Origin of the sequence: Pseudonocardia sp. EC080619-01 (genome assembly GCF_001420995.1) — a bacterium.
GTDB lineage: Bacteria > Actinomycetota > Actinomycetes > Mycobacteriales > Pseudonocardiaceae > Pseudonocardia.
The window spans coordinates 640,657-655,057 of sequence record NZ_CP012184.1; the positions used below are offsets into that span (position 1 = coordinate 640,657).

Below are 14,401 nucleotides of genomic sequence, written 5' to 3' on the forward strand. Positions count from 1 at the left end.
GTGACGTCAAGCGTTTGATGGATGGTCGCGGCCGGTAGGCTCGGCGGATGACCGCAGGGGGTACGCGGCGGGTGACCGCGGCGATGGTGGCCGAGCGCGCGGGGACCAGCGTGTCGACCGTGTCGCTGGTGGTGAACGGCAAGTCCCGCGGCCGGGTGTCACCGGTGATCACCGAGCGGGTCCGCGACGCCGTGTCGGAGCTGGGCTACGTCGTCGACCACGCGGCCAGCTCGCTGGCCCGGGGGCGCACCGACCTGGTCGTGCTGCTGGCCCCGGACCTGCCCAACCCGTACTTCGGCCGGGTCGCCACCGGCATCCGGGAGGCGCTCGGCGACCGGCACCAGCTGATGCTGTCGGTGATCCCGGGCGGCGAGCAGCCCACCGCCGACGACGTCCGCCGGGTCGTCGCGTTCCGCCCTGCCGGCCTGCTGGTGCACGCGCCGGCACCGTCGTTCCTGGACGATCTCGACCCGGGCGGGCCGCCGGTCGTGCTGCTCGACGCCCCCGGCTTCGAGGACCGGGCCGCGACCGTCACCTTCGACCTCCGGCCGGGAGTGCACGCCCTGGTCCGGCACCTCGCCGCGACCGGCCACCGCACGGTGGCCTACCTGGACGGGTCCACCCCGTCGGCGACCTTCACGTTGCGCCGCGACCTGCTGCGCGACGTCGCGGCCGACCACGGGCTGACCGTCCTCGGTGCCGGGGGCGACGGTGCCGTCGCCGCCGGGCTGACCCTCGACGCCGCCGCCGACACCGCGGTCGCCGCCCTGCCGGGCTGGCGGGCCTCCGGGGCCACCGCGGTCGTCGCGGCCGCCGACACCCTCGCCTACGGGGTGCTCGCCGCGGCCCGGCGGCTGGGGCTGGACGTGCCGGGCGACCTCGCCGTCGCCGGGTTCGACGATCTGCCCTACTCCCGGGTCACCGCACCGGCGCTGACCAGTGTGGCGCTGCCCGCCGAGGAGCTGGGGCGGGCAGCGGCGCTGCGGCTCACCGCGTTGCTCGGCGGCGACCCGGGCGGCCCGGTCGCCGCGCTCACCTCCCGGCTGGCGGTCCGGGACAGCACGGGCTGATCCCGGCCGCCGTCAGCCGCCGTCAGCCGCGCAGCATCTCCGCGACGAGGAACGCCAGCTCCAGGCTCTGCTGCGTGTTGAGCCGCGGGTCGCAGGCGGTCTCGTAGCGGCCGGCCAGGTCGGTGTCGGAGATCCGCTGCGCACCACCGAGGCACTCGGTGACGTCCTCCCCGGTGACCTCGACGTGGATGCCGCCCGGGTGCGTGCCCAGGGCACGGTGCACCTCGAAGAAGCCCTGCACCTCGTCGACGATCCGGTCGAAGTGCCGGGTCTTGTAGCCGGTGGAGGCCTCGTGGGTGTTGCCGTGCATCGGGTCGCACTGCCAGATCACCTTGTGCCCGGAGGCGGTGACCTTCTCGACGATCGCCGGGAGCACGTCGCGGACCTTGTCGTTGCCCATCCGGGAGATGAGCGACAGCCGGCCGGGCCGGTTGTGCGGGTCGAGCCGCTCGACGTACTCGACCGCCTGGTCGGGCGTCGTCGAGGGGCCGATCTTCATGCCGATCGGGTTGGCCAGCAGCTCCGCGAACGCGACGTGCGCGCCGTCGAGCTGGCGGGTGCGCTCACCGATCCAGAGGAAGTGCGTGGACAGGTCGAACAGCCGCGGGGCGCCGGTCGCCGGGTCCTCCTCGCGCTCGAGGTCGAGGCGGAGCATGGCCCGCTCGTAGTCGAGCAGCAGCGCCTCGTGGCTGGCGTAGAACTCGACCTGGTGCAGGTTGTGGTCCTGCACGCCGCACGCGTCCATGAACCGGACGGCCCGGTCGATCTCGGCCGCGACGGCCTCGTACCGCACCCCGGCGGCCGAGGTCCGGACGAAGTCCTTGTTCCAGTCGTGGACCTTGGTCAGGTCCGCCATACCGGTCGCGGTCAGCCCGCGGACCAGGTTCATCGCGGCCGAGGCGTTGGCGTACGCACGGACCATCCGCGACGGGTCCGGGATCCGGGCCTCCGGGTCGGGCTGCAGCGCGTTCACGATGTCACCCCGGTAGGACGGCAGCCCGGCGGAGTCCACCGGGGAACTGCGCGGCTTGGCGTACTGGCCGGCGATCCGGCCGACCTTCACCACCGGCAGCGACGCGCCGTAGGTCAGCACGACGGCCATCTGCAGCAGCGTGCGGATGGTCGCGCGGATGTGCGGCTCGGTGTTGTCGACGAAGGTCTCGGCGCAGTCGCCGCCCTGCAGCAGGAACGCCTCGCCGTTCGCCACCTCGGCGAGCCGCTGCTGGAGGCGGTCCACCTCGGGCGGCAGCACGACCGGCGGCACCGACTCGAGGACCTTGCGCACGTCGCCCACACGGGACGGCTCGGGCCACTCGGGCTGCTGCGCAGCGGGGCGGGAGAGGGCGTCGTCCAGGGCGGAGCGCAGGTCCGCGGGCAGCGGCGGCAGCTCCGGGAGGACGTCGATCGGCGCGTCGACGGACCAGTTCACGCCGACCAGACTAGGCCCGCGCCCCCGGTGCGGGAGCCCCGGCCCCCGTGCCGAGGGTCTCCGCGATCACTTCCCAGCGGCGCAGGTTGTGCCGGGCGTCGGCGAGCGCGTCGTGCGCCTCCCGCGGCGGCGGGGGCAGGGTGGGCCGGCCGGCGTCCTCCCAGCGCTGGCGCAGCTCGCGGGTGAACCGCGGCATCGACCGCGGCAGCGCGGGCATGGCGCCCCAGAGCTGGCAGAGCGCGACGTGGTCGTAGGCGGCGATCCAGGCCCACAGCTCGACGTCGCCGGGGGCCGAGGTGCAGAACTCCAGGACCTCGTCGCGGATCCGGGAGCGTGACATCCACGCCCGGGACGACGGCGACGGCAGCTTGGGCAGCACGTTCGCGCGCACCCACTTGCCGGCCCGGCCGGGGTCGAACTCGGTGGAAACCGCGTAGAACTCGCGGCCGTCCTCACCGACGATGCCGATCGACACCAGCTCGATGGTGGTGCCGTCCTCGATGAACTCGCAGTCGTAGAAGAAGCGCATGGTCCGACCTGTGTACCCCGGTGCTCAGCTGGCGCGGGAGTCGGGCACGTGGGCGTCCGGCCGCTGACCGGACGAGCGGGACGGCGCGGGCGGCGGAGCGCCCGACGCGGCCTTCTCCTTCACCGACGCGGCGTACAGGTCCACGTAGGTCTGGCCGGACAGCTCCATCAGCGAGTACATGATCTCGTCGGTCATCGACCGCTCGATGAACCGGTCCCCCGCCATGCCCTCGTACCGGGAGAAGTCCAGCGGCTCCCCGATCACGATCTTCACCTTGCGCGGGCGCCACATCTTCGAGCCGATCGGGTTGACCCGGTCGGTGCCGACCATGGCCACCGGGATCACCGGGACGCCGGCCTCCAGCGCCATCCGGGCCACGCCGGTCTTGCCCTTGTAGAGCTTGCCGTCGGGCGAGCGGGTGCCCTCCGGGTAGATCCCGAGCAGCTTCCCCTCACCGAGCAGCCGCACCGCGGTGTCCATCGCCGCCCGGGCCGCGGACCCGCCGGAGCGGTCCACCGGCACCTGCCCGACGCCGGTGAAGAACACCTTCTTGAACCAGCCGCGCAGGCCCGGCTCGGTGAAGTACTCGCGCTTCGCGAGGAACGTGACCCGCCGCGGCAGCATCAGCGGCAGGAAGAACGAGTCGGCGACGGCGAGGTGGTTGCTGGCGAGGATCGCCCCACCGTTCGCGGGGACGCGCTCCGCGTCCCGGACCTCGGGTCGGCAGAACAGCCGCATCAACGGGCCGAGCAGCACGAACTTGGACCACCAGTACAGCACCCTGCGCTGCCTCCCTACCGACTTCGCGGCGTCAGCCTACGGAGCGTCCCGCGCTCCTCACAACGGGGCTGTGGTCACCCCCTCCCCGCACCGCGACACAGGGACGGCCGGGCGGTCCGGGCGTGACAGGATGGGCGGCGGTACGAGCCGGGGAAGGAACGGGCATGGACCCAGCACACGGCCGGGGTGACCGACCGGAGGACGAGTTCGAGTCGATCGTCGCGGGCTGGCGCAGCGAGGGCTCGGTGCCGGACTGGCCGTCGGACCGCGCCGAGCCTGCCGAGTCCGCGCCACCGTCCACGCCGCCGTCCACGCCGCCGTCGGGTGACCGGCCGGTGCACCGTCCGGGACCGGCGTCCGAGCCCGAGGACGACCACTACCACCCGCCCGAGCCGCCACCGCTGCCCCGGCCGGGCCCGCCCGCCGTCGTCGGCGGGGGGCTGATCCTCCTCGGCCTGCTGCTCTGCGTCACCCCGGGCCTGCTCGGCGTCGGCGGCACCTGGCCGCTGCCGCTGGGGCTGGTCCTGATCGCGGCCGGGCTGACCTGGCTGATGCTGCGGCTGTGGACCCCCGACCGCGGCGACGACCCCGACCCGTTCGACGACGGGTCCCGGCTCTAGCCGGTGGCCTCCCGCGCGAGCGTCGCCGCGCCCACGACGGCGGCCGAGATGCCGAGCTGGGCGGTGCGGATCCGGGCCAGCGGCCGGTTGCCGGCGCCGGTCACGATCCGGCCGTAGTGCTCGCGGGCGGCGTCGAGGAACAGCGGCGCCGAGCTCGACACCCCACCCGCGACGACGACGAGGTCCGGGTCGAACACGTCGGCCACCAGCGACAGCCCCTCCCCCAGCCACCGCCCGAGGTCGGCGACCGCGGCACGGCCCACCGGGTCGCCCTCCCGCGCGGCGCCGGCGACCCGCTTGCCGGTGATCGAACCCGGGTCCCTGGCGGCCTCCCGGACCAGCACCGACGGCCCCGGCGCGTCACCGGCCGAGATCATCTCCAGCGCCGTGGTGGCCAGCGCGGTGCCGCTGCAGTAGCGCTCCCAGCACCCGCGCTTGCCGCACGGGCAGGCCCGCCCGTCCGGGACGACCCGCAGGTGCCCCAGCTCCGGGGCGACGCCGTGCGCGCCGCGGTACAGCTCGCCCCCGAGCAGCAGTGCCCCGCCGATCCCGGTACCGAGCGCGATCAGCACGACCGTGCCCGCCCCGGCGGCCGCCCCGTAGCGGCGCTCGGCCAGCGCGGCGGAGTTGGCGTCGTGCTCGACGACGACCGGCAGCCCGCCCAGCCGCGCCGAGACGCGCTCGGCGACCGGCGCGTCCCGCCACGACAGGTGCGGGGCGTAGCGGACGAGCCCGCGCGGGGCGTCGACGAACCCGGCCAGCGCGAGGCCCGCGGCGCGCACCCGGTGCCGCCTGCGGAGCTCGTCGACGGCGCCGGCGATCGCCGCCTCCAGGGCGTCGTCGGTGCGCGGGGTGGGCGCGGCGGCGGTGTCGAGCACCTCGCCGTCGGCGTCGACCACACCCGCCCGCACGCTGGTCCCGCCGACGTCGACCCCGATGGTGAGGTCGCGGGTCACGTCCGGTGCACCACGATCCGCTGCACGGAGCGGCCTCCGTGCGGGCGGTGCCGGTCGTGGGGGGCGGGCCGGGCCGGCGGCGGCGCGGACTCCTCCAGCGCCGCGAGCAGCGCCGTGATCAGGCCGGTGGCGTGCTCGGCCAGGTTCGCCGCCAGCTCGGACCGCTCGCCGCGCAGCGCGGCCAGCACCGCGCACACCGGGCAGGCGGTGCAGGCACCGGCCGAGCCCGGCTCGGGCGGGCCGTCACCGGCCGCGGCCAGCGGCTCGACGGCCGACCGCAGCCGTTCCAGCACCTGGCGTGCGGTGACCCGCAGGTCGTCCGGGATGCCCGCGTGGGCGCCGCAGCCATCCGTCACGAGGTCATCCAGGTGCCCGGATCGGGCACGAAGCTGATCACGAGCCGGGCGGCGGCTCCGGAACCCTCCAGCCGGGCGCCGGTGGCCTCGCAGCGGCGCAGGACCGAGGGCAGCGACACCACCCGCCGGGAGAACCCGATCCCGACGACCATGTCGTCGCCGACGCGGGCGAGGTCCAGCGGGGCGTCCTGGGCGCCGGGCAGCGCGACGTCGAGCTCGAACTCGGTGTCCGTGGAGACCCCGTGCCCGGACGTGCGGCGGAGCTCCATCAGCGGGCGCGGCGGCGCGTCCTCGGGCGCCCCGGCCGGGTCGGTGTCGTGGTACACGGACCGGGCGAGCTCGCGCAGCGACTCGACGCCGGTCGGCTCGGCGGCGGTGTAGCGCACCACGGTGACGGGCACGTCCGCCCCCAGCTCCGACAGCTCGCCCAGCACCGCCTGCTGCTCGGTCGCCCGCTCCCGCAGCCAGCGCGCCGCGGGGCCGCGCAGCGACGGCGGCGGGCCGGGCATCACCCGGTTCGCCATCAGGGCGTCCACCCGCAGCTCGTGCAGGGCGAGCGCGGTCAGCGTGCGGCGGGTCTCGGCCGCGACCACCCGCTCCGGGGTGAGGACCAGCCGGATCGAGGTGCGGGTGCGGTCGGCGAGCAGCTCGCGCAGCCCGGTGAGCTGGTCGGCGAGCGCCCCCAGCGCGGCGACCGTGCGGTCCCAGCCGCCACCGTCGTTGCGGGCGCCCGCGAGGTTCGCGACCAGGCCGCGCACGGCGCGGCGGTGCGCCGGGAACAGGCGCTCCAGGTAGCCCGACAGCGCCTCGGGGAGGGTGAGCAGCCGGAGCGTCTCGGCGGTCGGGCCGCAGTCGACGACGACGACGTCGTACTCGCCGGAGTCGGCGAACCGCTGCACCTCGACCAGCGCGAGGAGGTCCTCGACGCCGGGCAGGACGGTGAGCTCGTCGGCGACCAGCTCGTCGACACCGGCCCCGGCGAGCAGGGTGCGCAGGTGGTCCTGCAGGTCGCCCCAGGCGCCCTCGAGCAGGTGCCGGGCCTCGATGTGGGCGCCCCACAGGTGGTCGGCGACCTTCGTGGGCTCGGCGCCGAGGTCGGTGCCGAGGGCGTCACCGAGGGAGTGCGCGGGATCGGTGGAGACGACCAGCGCGGACCGGCCGGAGCCCGCGATCAGCGCGGCGGTGGCCGCGGCGAGGGTGGTCTTGCCGACCCCGCCCTTGCCGGTGAACAGCACGACGCGCACGGAGCGGAGGGTATCGATCGCCGGTGGGTGACCGCCGACCGGCACCGATCACCGGCGTGTCAGCTCTTCTCGACCCTCCGCTTGAGACCCTTCAGCGCCGCGTCGATGATCACCTTCTCGGCCTTGCGGCGGAGCATCCCGATCATCGGGAAGTTCACCTCGACCGAGAGCTCGTAGGTGACGGTGGTGCCGCCGCCGTCGGGATCCAGGCGGTAGGCACCGTCCTGCGCCTTCTGGATCCCGCCCTTGACCAGCGTCCAGGACACCGAGCGGTCGTCACCCGCCCAGTCGTAGTCGAGGGTGTAGGAGTCCTTGATCGCGCCGGCGTCCATCGAGAACCGGACCTGCCTCGCCCGCTCCCCGGCGCCCGGGTCCAGGATCTCGACGGCGGTGATCTGGTCGGTCCACTCCGGGTACGACTCGAAGTCCGCGATGACCGCCATCACCTGGTCCGGCGGGGCGTCGATGTGGATCGAGGACGTGGTCGCGTCGGCCATGGCGGGGAGGCTATCCGGTACCTAGGTCCACAGCACGTAGGGCCGTTGCAGGGCGCGGAAGTGTCCCGCGTTCACGCACTCGGTGCGCCCGATCCGCGCGCGGCGGTGCAGCGGCTGGTGGACGTGCCCGAACAGCGCGTGCGACGGCTGCTCGGCCGCGATCCGCCCCGCGAGCGGGCGGCTGGCGATCTCCGCACGGCGGGTCACGACGTCGTAGGTGAGCGCGGGGTGCTCCGGCGGGACGTGTGTGCAGAGCACGTCGGCGGGCCCGAGCGCGTCGAGCCGGGCGGTCCACTCGTCGTGGCCGAGGAAGTGCGGCCGCCACGGGCCGTTGCGGCGCGGGTCGACACCGGGTGGCAGCGGCACCCCGCCGAGGAACCCGACGCGCACGCCTCCGATCTCGATCACCCGGCCGTCCGCGGCGGTGACGCCGTCGGCCTCGGGCCAGGCGTGCGGCATGTCGACGTTGCCGGGGATCGCCCAGACCGGGACGCCGAGCCCGGACAGCACCCCGAACAGCTCGGCGTACTGCTCGGCGTACTGCTCGGCGACGGCCTCCTCGACCGCCGCGGCCGGGTCGGCGAACCGCGCCCAGGAGCGCTCCAGGAGGCCGAGCATCTGCGCGCGGGGCGCACCGATCCGGCGCATCCGGCCGAACTCGGCGGCGACCCCGGTGCCCAGCAGCCGGGAGACGATGCCGTTCTCCGGGTCGCGGTAGTCGATGAACTCCAGCAGGTCGCCGAGGACGATCAGGCCGTCCGCACCGTCGGCGGCCCGGGCGAGCGCCCCGGCGTTGCCGTGGACGTCGGAGACGACGTGCACCCGCACGTCAGGACTCCCCCGCCGGCGCGACACCGGCCGGACGCCCGCCCTCGAGGCGGCGCTTGAGCGCGAAGGCGTGCGCCTTGAACGCCCGGTGCCTGCGGTCGGTCTCCGCCCGGTTCCACCGGGCACGGCGCAGCCGCCCGCCGGGACCGGGCCCCGACGGGTCGGCGCGCAGGAAGAAGTGCAGGACGGTGCCGTCGAGCACCTCCTCGCACCAGACCTCCATGGTCCCGGTCATGGCTCCGGTGACGGTCCAGCGGAGCCCGGACGGACCGCGGTCGTGCGCGATCTCGGGCCGCAGGTCCGGCCAGTACGACGGCCACCGCGACGGGTCGGCGAACTCGGCCGCCACCCGCTCACGGGGCACGGCCAGGAACGTCTCGTCGATCACGTCCACCGCCGGCACACCGGCCAGCGTGCCACCCGCCCCGCGGCTCGCCGACGGGGGTACCGTGCCGCCCGCGGCACGGCCGTCGGTGACCGTTCCGCATCCGTAATGCCCGATTCGATGTACTCGACCCCTACTTACCGGTAGGTTCGGGCTCCAGCAGGTCGGCACCGGTGCCCGTCACCGGTACCGGACCGAGCGCCATGCCCTGTCGAGGCCGCCAGGAGGTCGATCCCCGTGCGTGAGTACAGCGTCCCCGCGAAGGTGTCGGTGGGAGCCGAGGAGTCGCTCTCCGACGCCGTCTTCACCAACGCCGCGGAGCATCCCACGGACGTCCTCTACCGGCGCAAGGACGCCACCGGCGCCTGGACCGAGGTCACCGCCCGGGAGTTCGCCGAGCAGGTGACCCGGCTCGCCGCGGGTCTCGTCGCCGCCGGCGTGCAGGCCGGTGACCGGATCGCCCTGCTGTCCCGCACCCGCTACGAGTGGACGCTGTTCGACTACGCGATCCTCGCCGCCGGTGCCGTGACCGTGCCCATCTACGAGACGTCGTCGCCGGACCAGATCGGCTGGATCCTCTCGGACTCGGGCGCCGTCGCGATCGTCGTGGAGACGGCCGAGCACGCGGCGTCGGTCGAGAAGGTCCGCGCGGACCTGCCGGGCCTGCGCCACGTCTGGCAGATGGAGCCGTCCGCGGCGGCGCCGGACTCGCCGTCGGCCGTGGAACAGCTCGGCGGGCTCGGCTCCGACACGTCCGACGACGTCGTCCACGAGCGCCGGGGCGGCGTCCGCGCCGACGACCTGTGCACGCTGATCTACACCTCGGGCACGACGGGCCGGCCCAAGGGCTGCGAGCTCACCCACCGGAACCTGCTCACCGAGTGCCGGACCATCACCGCGACGGTCCCGGACCTGCTCGCCGCCGGCGGGTCGGTGCTGCTGTTCCTCCCGCTCGCGCACGTGTTCGGCAAGGCGATCCAGTGCGGCGCGCTGACCAGCCGGACGACGGTCGGGCACAGCCCCGACGTCAAGAACCTCCTGCCCGACCTGGCCGAGTTCCGCCCGACCTTCCTGCTCGCGGTGCCGCGGGTGTTCGAGAAGGTCTACAACGGCGCGCGGCTCAAGGCCCACAACGACGGCAAGGGCAAGATCTTCGACACGGCCGCGGACACCGCGATCGCCTACTCCGAGGCGCTCGACGCCGGCGGCCCCGGCCTGCTGCTCAAGGCCCGGCACGCGCTGTTCGACAAGCTCGTCTACGGCAAGCTGCGCGCCGCTGTCGGCGGGAACGTCCGGGCGGCCGTGTCCGGCTCGGCGCCGCTCGGCGCCCGCCTCGGCCACTTCTTCCGCGGCATCGGCCTGCCCGTCCTGGAGGGCTACGGCCTGACCGAGACCTCGGCCGGCATCACCCTGAACACGCTCGACGCGCAGCGGGTCGGCTCGGTCGGCCGCCCGGTGCCCGGCTGCGCGGCCCGGATCGCCGAGGACGGCGAGATCCTGCTCCGTGGCGACATCGTCTTCCGCGGCTACTGGAACAACGAGGAGGCCAGCAAGGAGGCCCTCGAACAGGACGGCTGGTTCCACTCCGGCGACATCGGCGAGATCGACGACGCCGGCTTCGTGACGATCACCGGCCGGAAGAAGGAGATCATCGTCACCGCCGGCGGGAAGAACGTCGCGCCCGCGGTGCTCGAGGACCGGCTGCGTGCACATCCGCTGGTCGGGCAGTGCATCGTGCTCGGCGACCAGAAGCCCTTCATCTCCGCGCTGGTCACGATCGACCCGGAGGCCCTGCCGGGCTGGCGCGAGCGCAACGGCAAGCCGGCCGGGGACGGTGCGTCCGCGGCCGACCTGATCGACGACCCGGAGCTGCGCGGCGAGGTCGCCGCGGCGGTCGAGGAGGCCAACCAGGCGGTGTCGCGCGCCGAGCAGATCCGCAAGTTCCGGATCCTGCCGACCGACTTCACCGAGGCCGGCGGCGAGCTGACGCCGACGATGAAGGTCAAGCGCAAGGTCGTCCTCGACTCCTACGCCGACGACATCGAGGCGCTCTACTCCGGCTCCACGGCCGACCGGAGCTGACACCTCCCGCCTGCGGCCCGCCGGGCCGCAGGCGGGTCCGGGCCGGGCGGGTCCGGTCAGGCGCGGACGGTCCGGACGACGATCGTCGTGCTCGCCCGGTCGTGCCAGCCACGGCCGTCGGAGTCGAGGAAGAACGGCGGCAGGACGACCGCGATCATCGCGGTCCGGACCAGCGCCTTCGGCACGCCCACCTGCTGCGCCATGTCGGTGCGGGCCACCCGCATGCCGAGCGCGAGGTGCCCGGGGCTGCCACCGAGGACCGCCACCGTCAGCACGGTGATCACGAACCAGGTGCCGAGGATCCACCAGCCGAAGTCGGACGTGCCGATCGCCGCGCTCCCGGCGACGAGCAGGACCAGCAGGTAGGCCAGCAGCCAGTCGAGGCACACGCCGAGCAGACGGCGGCCGAAGCCCGCGACCGAGTAGTGCCCCGACGCGGGTAACCCGAACTGCTTCCCCCGGTGTCCGCCCGGGTCGGCGCCGCTCCCGGAGGGTGAACCGGGCTGCCAGGACTCGATCCAGCGGGCCATGGCTTCTAGCCTAGGCGCCACATCGACAGCGCCGCCGCCGACGGGTACCGGACATCCGGCACGAATGTGATCGGCGTCGCGCGCCGGTCAGTTAACGTCGGTGAAACAGGTGAGTGATGGGTGAGCAACACGGTCCTCCTACCGTCACCCACGATCTCCACCAGCGATTGAAGGAGCCCGAGAGAGTGTTCAGCAACGCCGAAGAGGTACTCAAGTACATCTCGGACGAGAAGGTCGAGTACGTCGACATCAGGTTCTGCGACCTGCCCGGCGTCATGCAGCACCTCACCGTCCCCGCCAAGACGGCCGGCGACCTCCTGGAGAACGGTGCCGCGTTCGACGGTTCCTCCGTCCGCGGTTTCCAGGCGATCAACGAGTCCGACATGGCGCTGTACCCGGACACCACGACCGCGCGCGTCGACCCGTTCCGCAAGCACAAGACGCTGAACGTCAACTTCTTCGTGCACGACCCGGTCACCGGTGAGCCCTACTCCCGTGACCCGCGCAACGTCGCACGCAAGGCCGAGGAGTACCTGGCCGCGTCGGGCATCGCCGACACCGCGTTCATGGCGCCCGAGGCCGAGTTCTACGTCTTCGACTCGATCCGCTTCGGCACCGACCCGCACCAGGCGTACCACCACATCGACTCCGCCGAGGGCTGGTGGAACACCGGCCGCGACGAGGTCGGCGGGAACCTGGGCTACAAGGTCAACTACAAGGGCGGCTACTTCCCCGTCCCGCCGGTCGACCACTACGCCGACCTGCGTGCCGACATCGTCAGCACCATGCAGGAGTCGGGCTTCGAGGTCGAGCGCGAGCACCACGAGGTCGGCACCGCCGGGCAGGCGGAGATCAACTACAAGTTCGACACCCTGCTCAGCGCGGCCGACGACATCATGCTCTTCAAGTACCTGGTGAAGAACGTGGCGTGGCAGAACGGCAAGACCGCGACCTTCATGCCGAAGCCGCTGTTCGGCGACAACGGCTCGGGCATGCACGTCCACCAGTCGCTCTGGAAGGACGGCCAGCCGCTCTTCCACGACGAGTCCGGCTACGGCGGCCTGTCCGACACCGCGCGCTACTACATCGGCGGCCTGCTGCACCACGCCCCGTCGCTGCTGGCGTTCACCAACCCGACGGTGAACTCCTACCACCGCCTGGTCCCGGGCTTCGAGGCGCCGGTCAACCTGGTCTACTCGGCCCGGAACCGCTCGGCCTGCATCCGGATCCCGCTGTCCGGTGACAGCCCGAAGGCCAAGCGCATCGAGTTCCGCTGCCCCGACTCGTCCGGCAACCCGTACCTCGCCTTCTCGGCGATGCTGATGGCCGGCCTCGACGGGATCAAGAACAAGATCGAGCCGCCGGCGCCGATCGACAAGGACCTGTACGAGCTCCCGCCGGAGGAGGCCAAGGACATCGCGCAGGTCCCGGGCAGCCTCGGCGCCGTCATCGACAAGCTCGAGGAGGACCACGACTACCTGCTCGAGGGCGGCGTGTTCACCCCGGACCTGATCGAGACCTGGATCCAGTACAAGCGGGAGAACGAGATCGACCCGCTGCGGCTGCGCCCGCACCCGTACGAGTTCGCCCTGTACTACGACGTGTGATCGGAACGGCCTCCCGACCTGGTGATCCTCGTCGGGCGGCCGTGATCAGGCCGTCAGACCTCGAAGGCCCGGTGTTCCTGTCCCCGGACGGGAGCACCGGGCCTTCGTCGTGCCCGGGACGAGGCTCGGGCAGGAGAGAGATCGTGGGGAGGCGTCCGACACCGCAGCCCCGGAGGGCGACCGGGAGCAGATCCGCGCAACTGGAGATCGACACCGTCGGCCCGCCGCTACCATCCCGTCGCGACCGGGCGGGGAGGTGCAGAGATGGTCGAGCCGGAACACGCGCTGCGCGTTGCACTCCCGGGCCCGCTGCCGTGCGTTCGATCTCGTCTCGCCACCCACGGAAGGACCGTCTGACATGCCCCGTCTCGGGATCACCGGGCACTCGAAGCTCACCCCCGCCTCGGTGCCGCTGGTCGCCGCCGCCCTCCGTGACGAGCTCCGGTCGCACCCGGCCCCGCTGGTCGGGGTGTCGTGCCTCGCCCGCGGCGCGGACCAGCTGTTCGCCGACGCGGTCCTCGACGCCGGCGGCGACCTCGTCGTCGTGCTGCCCTCCGAGGACTACCGGCGCAGCAAGGTCGAGCCCGGGAACCGCGACGAGTTCGAGCGGCTCCACGCCCGCGCGGCGGAGGTGCGGGTGCTGCCGTTCGGCACCGCGGACCGCGACGCCTACGCCGCCGCCGGACGGGCCGTGCTCGACGACGTCGGCCTGCTCGTCGCCGTCTGGGACGGGGCCCCGCCCGACGGAAGGGGTGGCACCGGGGACACCGTGCGCGAGGCCCGCGACCTCGGGATCCCCGTCACCGTCGTCTGGCCCGACGGCGCCGAGCGGCTCTGACCGCTCCCCCGCGGTCCACGATCCGGCCCTGCACACACGACGGCGCCGACCGGACGGATCCGGACGGCGCCGTGGTGCCGGCGGTGTGGCTCAGCGGCCGATCTTCTTGCGCCCCGTGATCTGGTTGTAGACCACGAGCACGATGATCGCGCCGATGATCGAGCCGATCCAGCTCGACGGCGAGAAGCTGCTGAAGCCGGTGAAGATGCTGGCCAGCGCACCACCGACGAACGAGCCGACGATACCCAGCAGGATCGTGCGCAGGATCCCGATGTCGTCCTTGCCCGGGACGACGGCACGGGCGATGAAGCCCGCGACGAGACCCAGGACGATCCACCCGAGAATGGTCCACAGCATGACGTTTCCTCCTTGTTCCGGACCGTCCCCCGACGGACCTTGTGGCGGCCGTGCGGCCGACCTGGACAACGAGTGACCAACCGGCCGCCGGTCGAAACGTGGCTGACGGTAGCCGTCACAGGTCACATCGGCATCGCGGAAACACCCTCGTACCCGATCCGGTGTCCCTGGTCCCGGATCGGGGACCTCCCCGATGCGCCCGGACGGCGGCGCGTCGCGACCCCCGGTCCCGATCACCGTCCGTCGGGACGGTACGGTCGCAGAATCGGTCCAGTCGTCGGCTCGCCGCCCGC

General features: G+C 73.4%; 16 protein-coding genes. 5 read left to right on the forward strand and 11 right to left on the reverse strand.

Going from position 1 to position 14,401, the window contains the following annotated elements; translation table 11 throughout:
* Window positions 1–47: 47 nt before the first annotated feature.
* A complete protein-coding gene (locus tag AD017_RS02950; RefSeq protein WP_060572704.1) occupies window positions 48–1,070 on the forward strand; it encodes a LacI family DNA-binding transcriptional regulator in 1,023 nt (340 codons plus the stop codon).
* 22 nt (window positions 1,071–1,092) lie between these two features.
* Here AD017_RS02950 and AD017_RS02955 read toward each other — a convergent pair whose 3' ends face one another.
* The 3 genes from AD017_RS02955 to AD017_RS02965 are packed head-to-tail and all read right to left on the reverse strand — an operon-like array spanning window position 1,093 to window position 3,808.
* Window positions 1,093–2,499 carry a class II 3-deoxy-7-phosphoheptulonate synthase gene (locus AD017_RS02955; RefSeq protein ID WP_010237172.1) on the reverse strand — a complete coding sequence of 469 codons (1,407 nt, stop codon included), beginning with the start codon at window positions 2,497–2,499 and terminating at the stop codon, window positions 1,093–1,095.
* A 10-nt stretch (window positions 2,500–2,509) separates the two neighbouring features.
* Window positions 2,510–3,028 (reverse strand): polyadenylate-specific 3'-exoribonuclease AS, encoded by a 519-nt coding sequence (locus AD017_RS02960; RefSeq protein ID WP_010237170.1) that lies wholly within the window; start codon window positions 3,026–3,028, stop codon window positions 2,510–2,512.
* 24 nt (window positions 3,029–3,052) lie between these two features.
* Window positions 3,053–3,808: a 1-acyl-sn-glycerol-3-phosphate acyltransferase gene (locus tag AD017_RS02965; RefSeq protein WP_010237167.1), complete on the reverse strand. Its 756-nt coding sequence runs from the start codon at window positions 3,806–3,808 to the stop codon at window positions 3,053–3,055.
* A gap of 164 nt (window positions 3,809–3,972) precedes the next feature.
* Between AD017_RS02965 and AD017_RS02970 the strand changes: the two genes are divergently transcribed.
* Complete coding sequence (locus tag AD017_RS02970) at window positions 3,973–4,428, forward strand: hypothetical protein (protein ID WP_010237164.1); 456 nt, start codon at window positions 3,973–3,975, stop codon at window positions 4,426–4,428.
* Here the strand turns inward: AD017_RS02970 and AD017_RS02975 are convergent.
* From AD017_RS02975 to AD017_RS03000, 6 genes are read right to left on the reverse strand one after another with little or no spacing between them, the layout of a single operon-like run.
* A complete protein-coding gene (locus AD017_RS02975) occupies window positions 4,425–5,384 on the reverse strand; it encodes an ROK family protein (protein ID WP_060572705.1) in 960 nt (319 codons plus the stop codon). The genes AD017_RS02970 and AD017_RS02975 overlap by 4 nt on opposite strands.
* Complete coding sequence (locus AD017_RS02980; protein WP_060572707.1) at window positions 5,381–5,740, reverse strand: hypothetical protein; 360 nt, start codon at window positions 5,738–5,740, stop codon at window positions 5,381–5,383. Before AD017_RS02980 ends, AD017_RS02975 begins: the two co-directional genes overlap by 4 nt.
* Window positions 5,737–6,984 carry an ArsA family ATPase gene (locus AD017_RS02985; protein ID WP_060576204.1) on the reverse strand — a complete coding sequence of 416 codons (1,248 nt, stop codon included), beginning with the start codon at window positions 6,982–6,984 and terminating at the stop codon, window positions 5,737–5,739. Before AD017_RS02985 ends, AD017_RS02980 begins: the two co-directional genes overlap by 4 nt.
* A 59-nt stretch (window positions 6,985–7,043) precedes the next feature.
* Window positions 7,044–7,481 carry an SRPBCC family protein gene (locus AD017_RS02990; protein WP_060572709.1) on the reverse strand — a complete coding sequence of 146 codons (438 nt, stop codon included), beginning with the start codon at window positions 7,479–7,481 and terminating at the stop codon, window positions 7,044–7,046.
* A gap of 21 nt (window positions 7,482–7,502) precedes the next feature.
* Window positions 7,503–8,309, reverse strand: a complete 807-nt coding sequence (locus AD017_RS02995) for a metallophosphoesterase (RefSeq protein WP_060572710.1) — start codon at window positions 8,307–8,309, stop codon at window positions 7,503–7,505.
* Window position 8,310: 1 nt separating this feature from the next.
* A complete protein-coding gene (locus tag AD017_RS03000) occupies window positions 8,311–8,712 on the reverse strand; it encodes a polyketide cyclase / dehydrase and lipid transport (RefSeq protein ID WP_082538337.1) in 402 nt (133 codons plus the stop codon).
* 219 nt (window positions 8,713–8,931) lie between these two features.
* Here AD017_RS03000 and AD017_RS03005 point away from each other — a divergent pair, with 219 nt between their 5' ends.
* Window positions 8,932–10,776 (forward strand): long-chain fatty acid--CoA ligase, encoded by a 1,845-nt coding sequence (locus AD017_RS03005; RefSeq protein WP_010230649.1) that lies wholly within the window; start codon window positions 8,932–8,934, stop codon window positions 10,774–10,776.
* Between the two features lie 56 nt (window positions 10,777–10,832).
* On the opposite strand, the gene AD017_RS03010 is transcribed toward AD017_RS03005, so the two are convergent.
* Window positions 10,833–11,306 carry an RDD family protein gene (locus AD017_RS03010; RefSeq protein WP_010230646.1) on the reverse strand — a complete coding sequence of 158 codons (474 nt, stop codon included), beginning with the start codon at window positions 11,304–11,306 and terminating at the stop codon, window positions 10,833–10,835.
* A gap of 185 nt (window positions 11,307–11,491) precedes the next feature.
* Here AD017_RS03010 and glnA point away from each other — a divergent pair, with 185 nt between their 5' ends.
* Together glnA and AD017_RS03020 are read left to right on the forward strand one after the other, a co-directional pair.
* Window positions 11,492–12,913: a type I glutamate--ammonia ligase gene (gene glnA, locus AD017_RS03015; protein WP_010230642.1), complete on the forward strand. Its 1,422-nt coding sequence runs from the start codon at window positions 11,492–11,494 to the stop codon at window positions 12,911–12,913.
* 358 nt (window positions 12,914–13,271) lie between these two features.
* On the forward strand, window positions 13,272–13,751 hold the full coding sequence (locus AD017_RS03020; protein WP_010230639.1) for a hypothetical protein: 480 nt from the start codon (window positions 13,272–13,274) through the stop codon (window positions 13,749–13,751).
* Window positions 13,752–13,841: 90 nt separating this feature from the next.
* Here AD017_RS03020 and AD017_RS03025 read toward each other — a convergent pair whose 3' ends face one another.
* Entirely contained in the window at window positions 13,842–14,108 is a 267-nt protein-coding gene (locus tag AD017_RS03025; protein ID WP_010230637.1) for a GlsB/YeaQ/YmgE family stress response membrane protein, read from the reverse strand.
* Window positions 14,109–14,401: the final 293 nt, after the last annotated feature.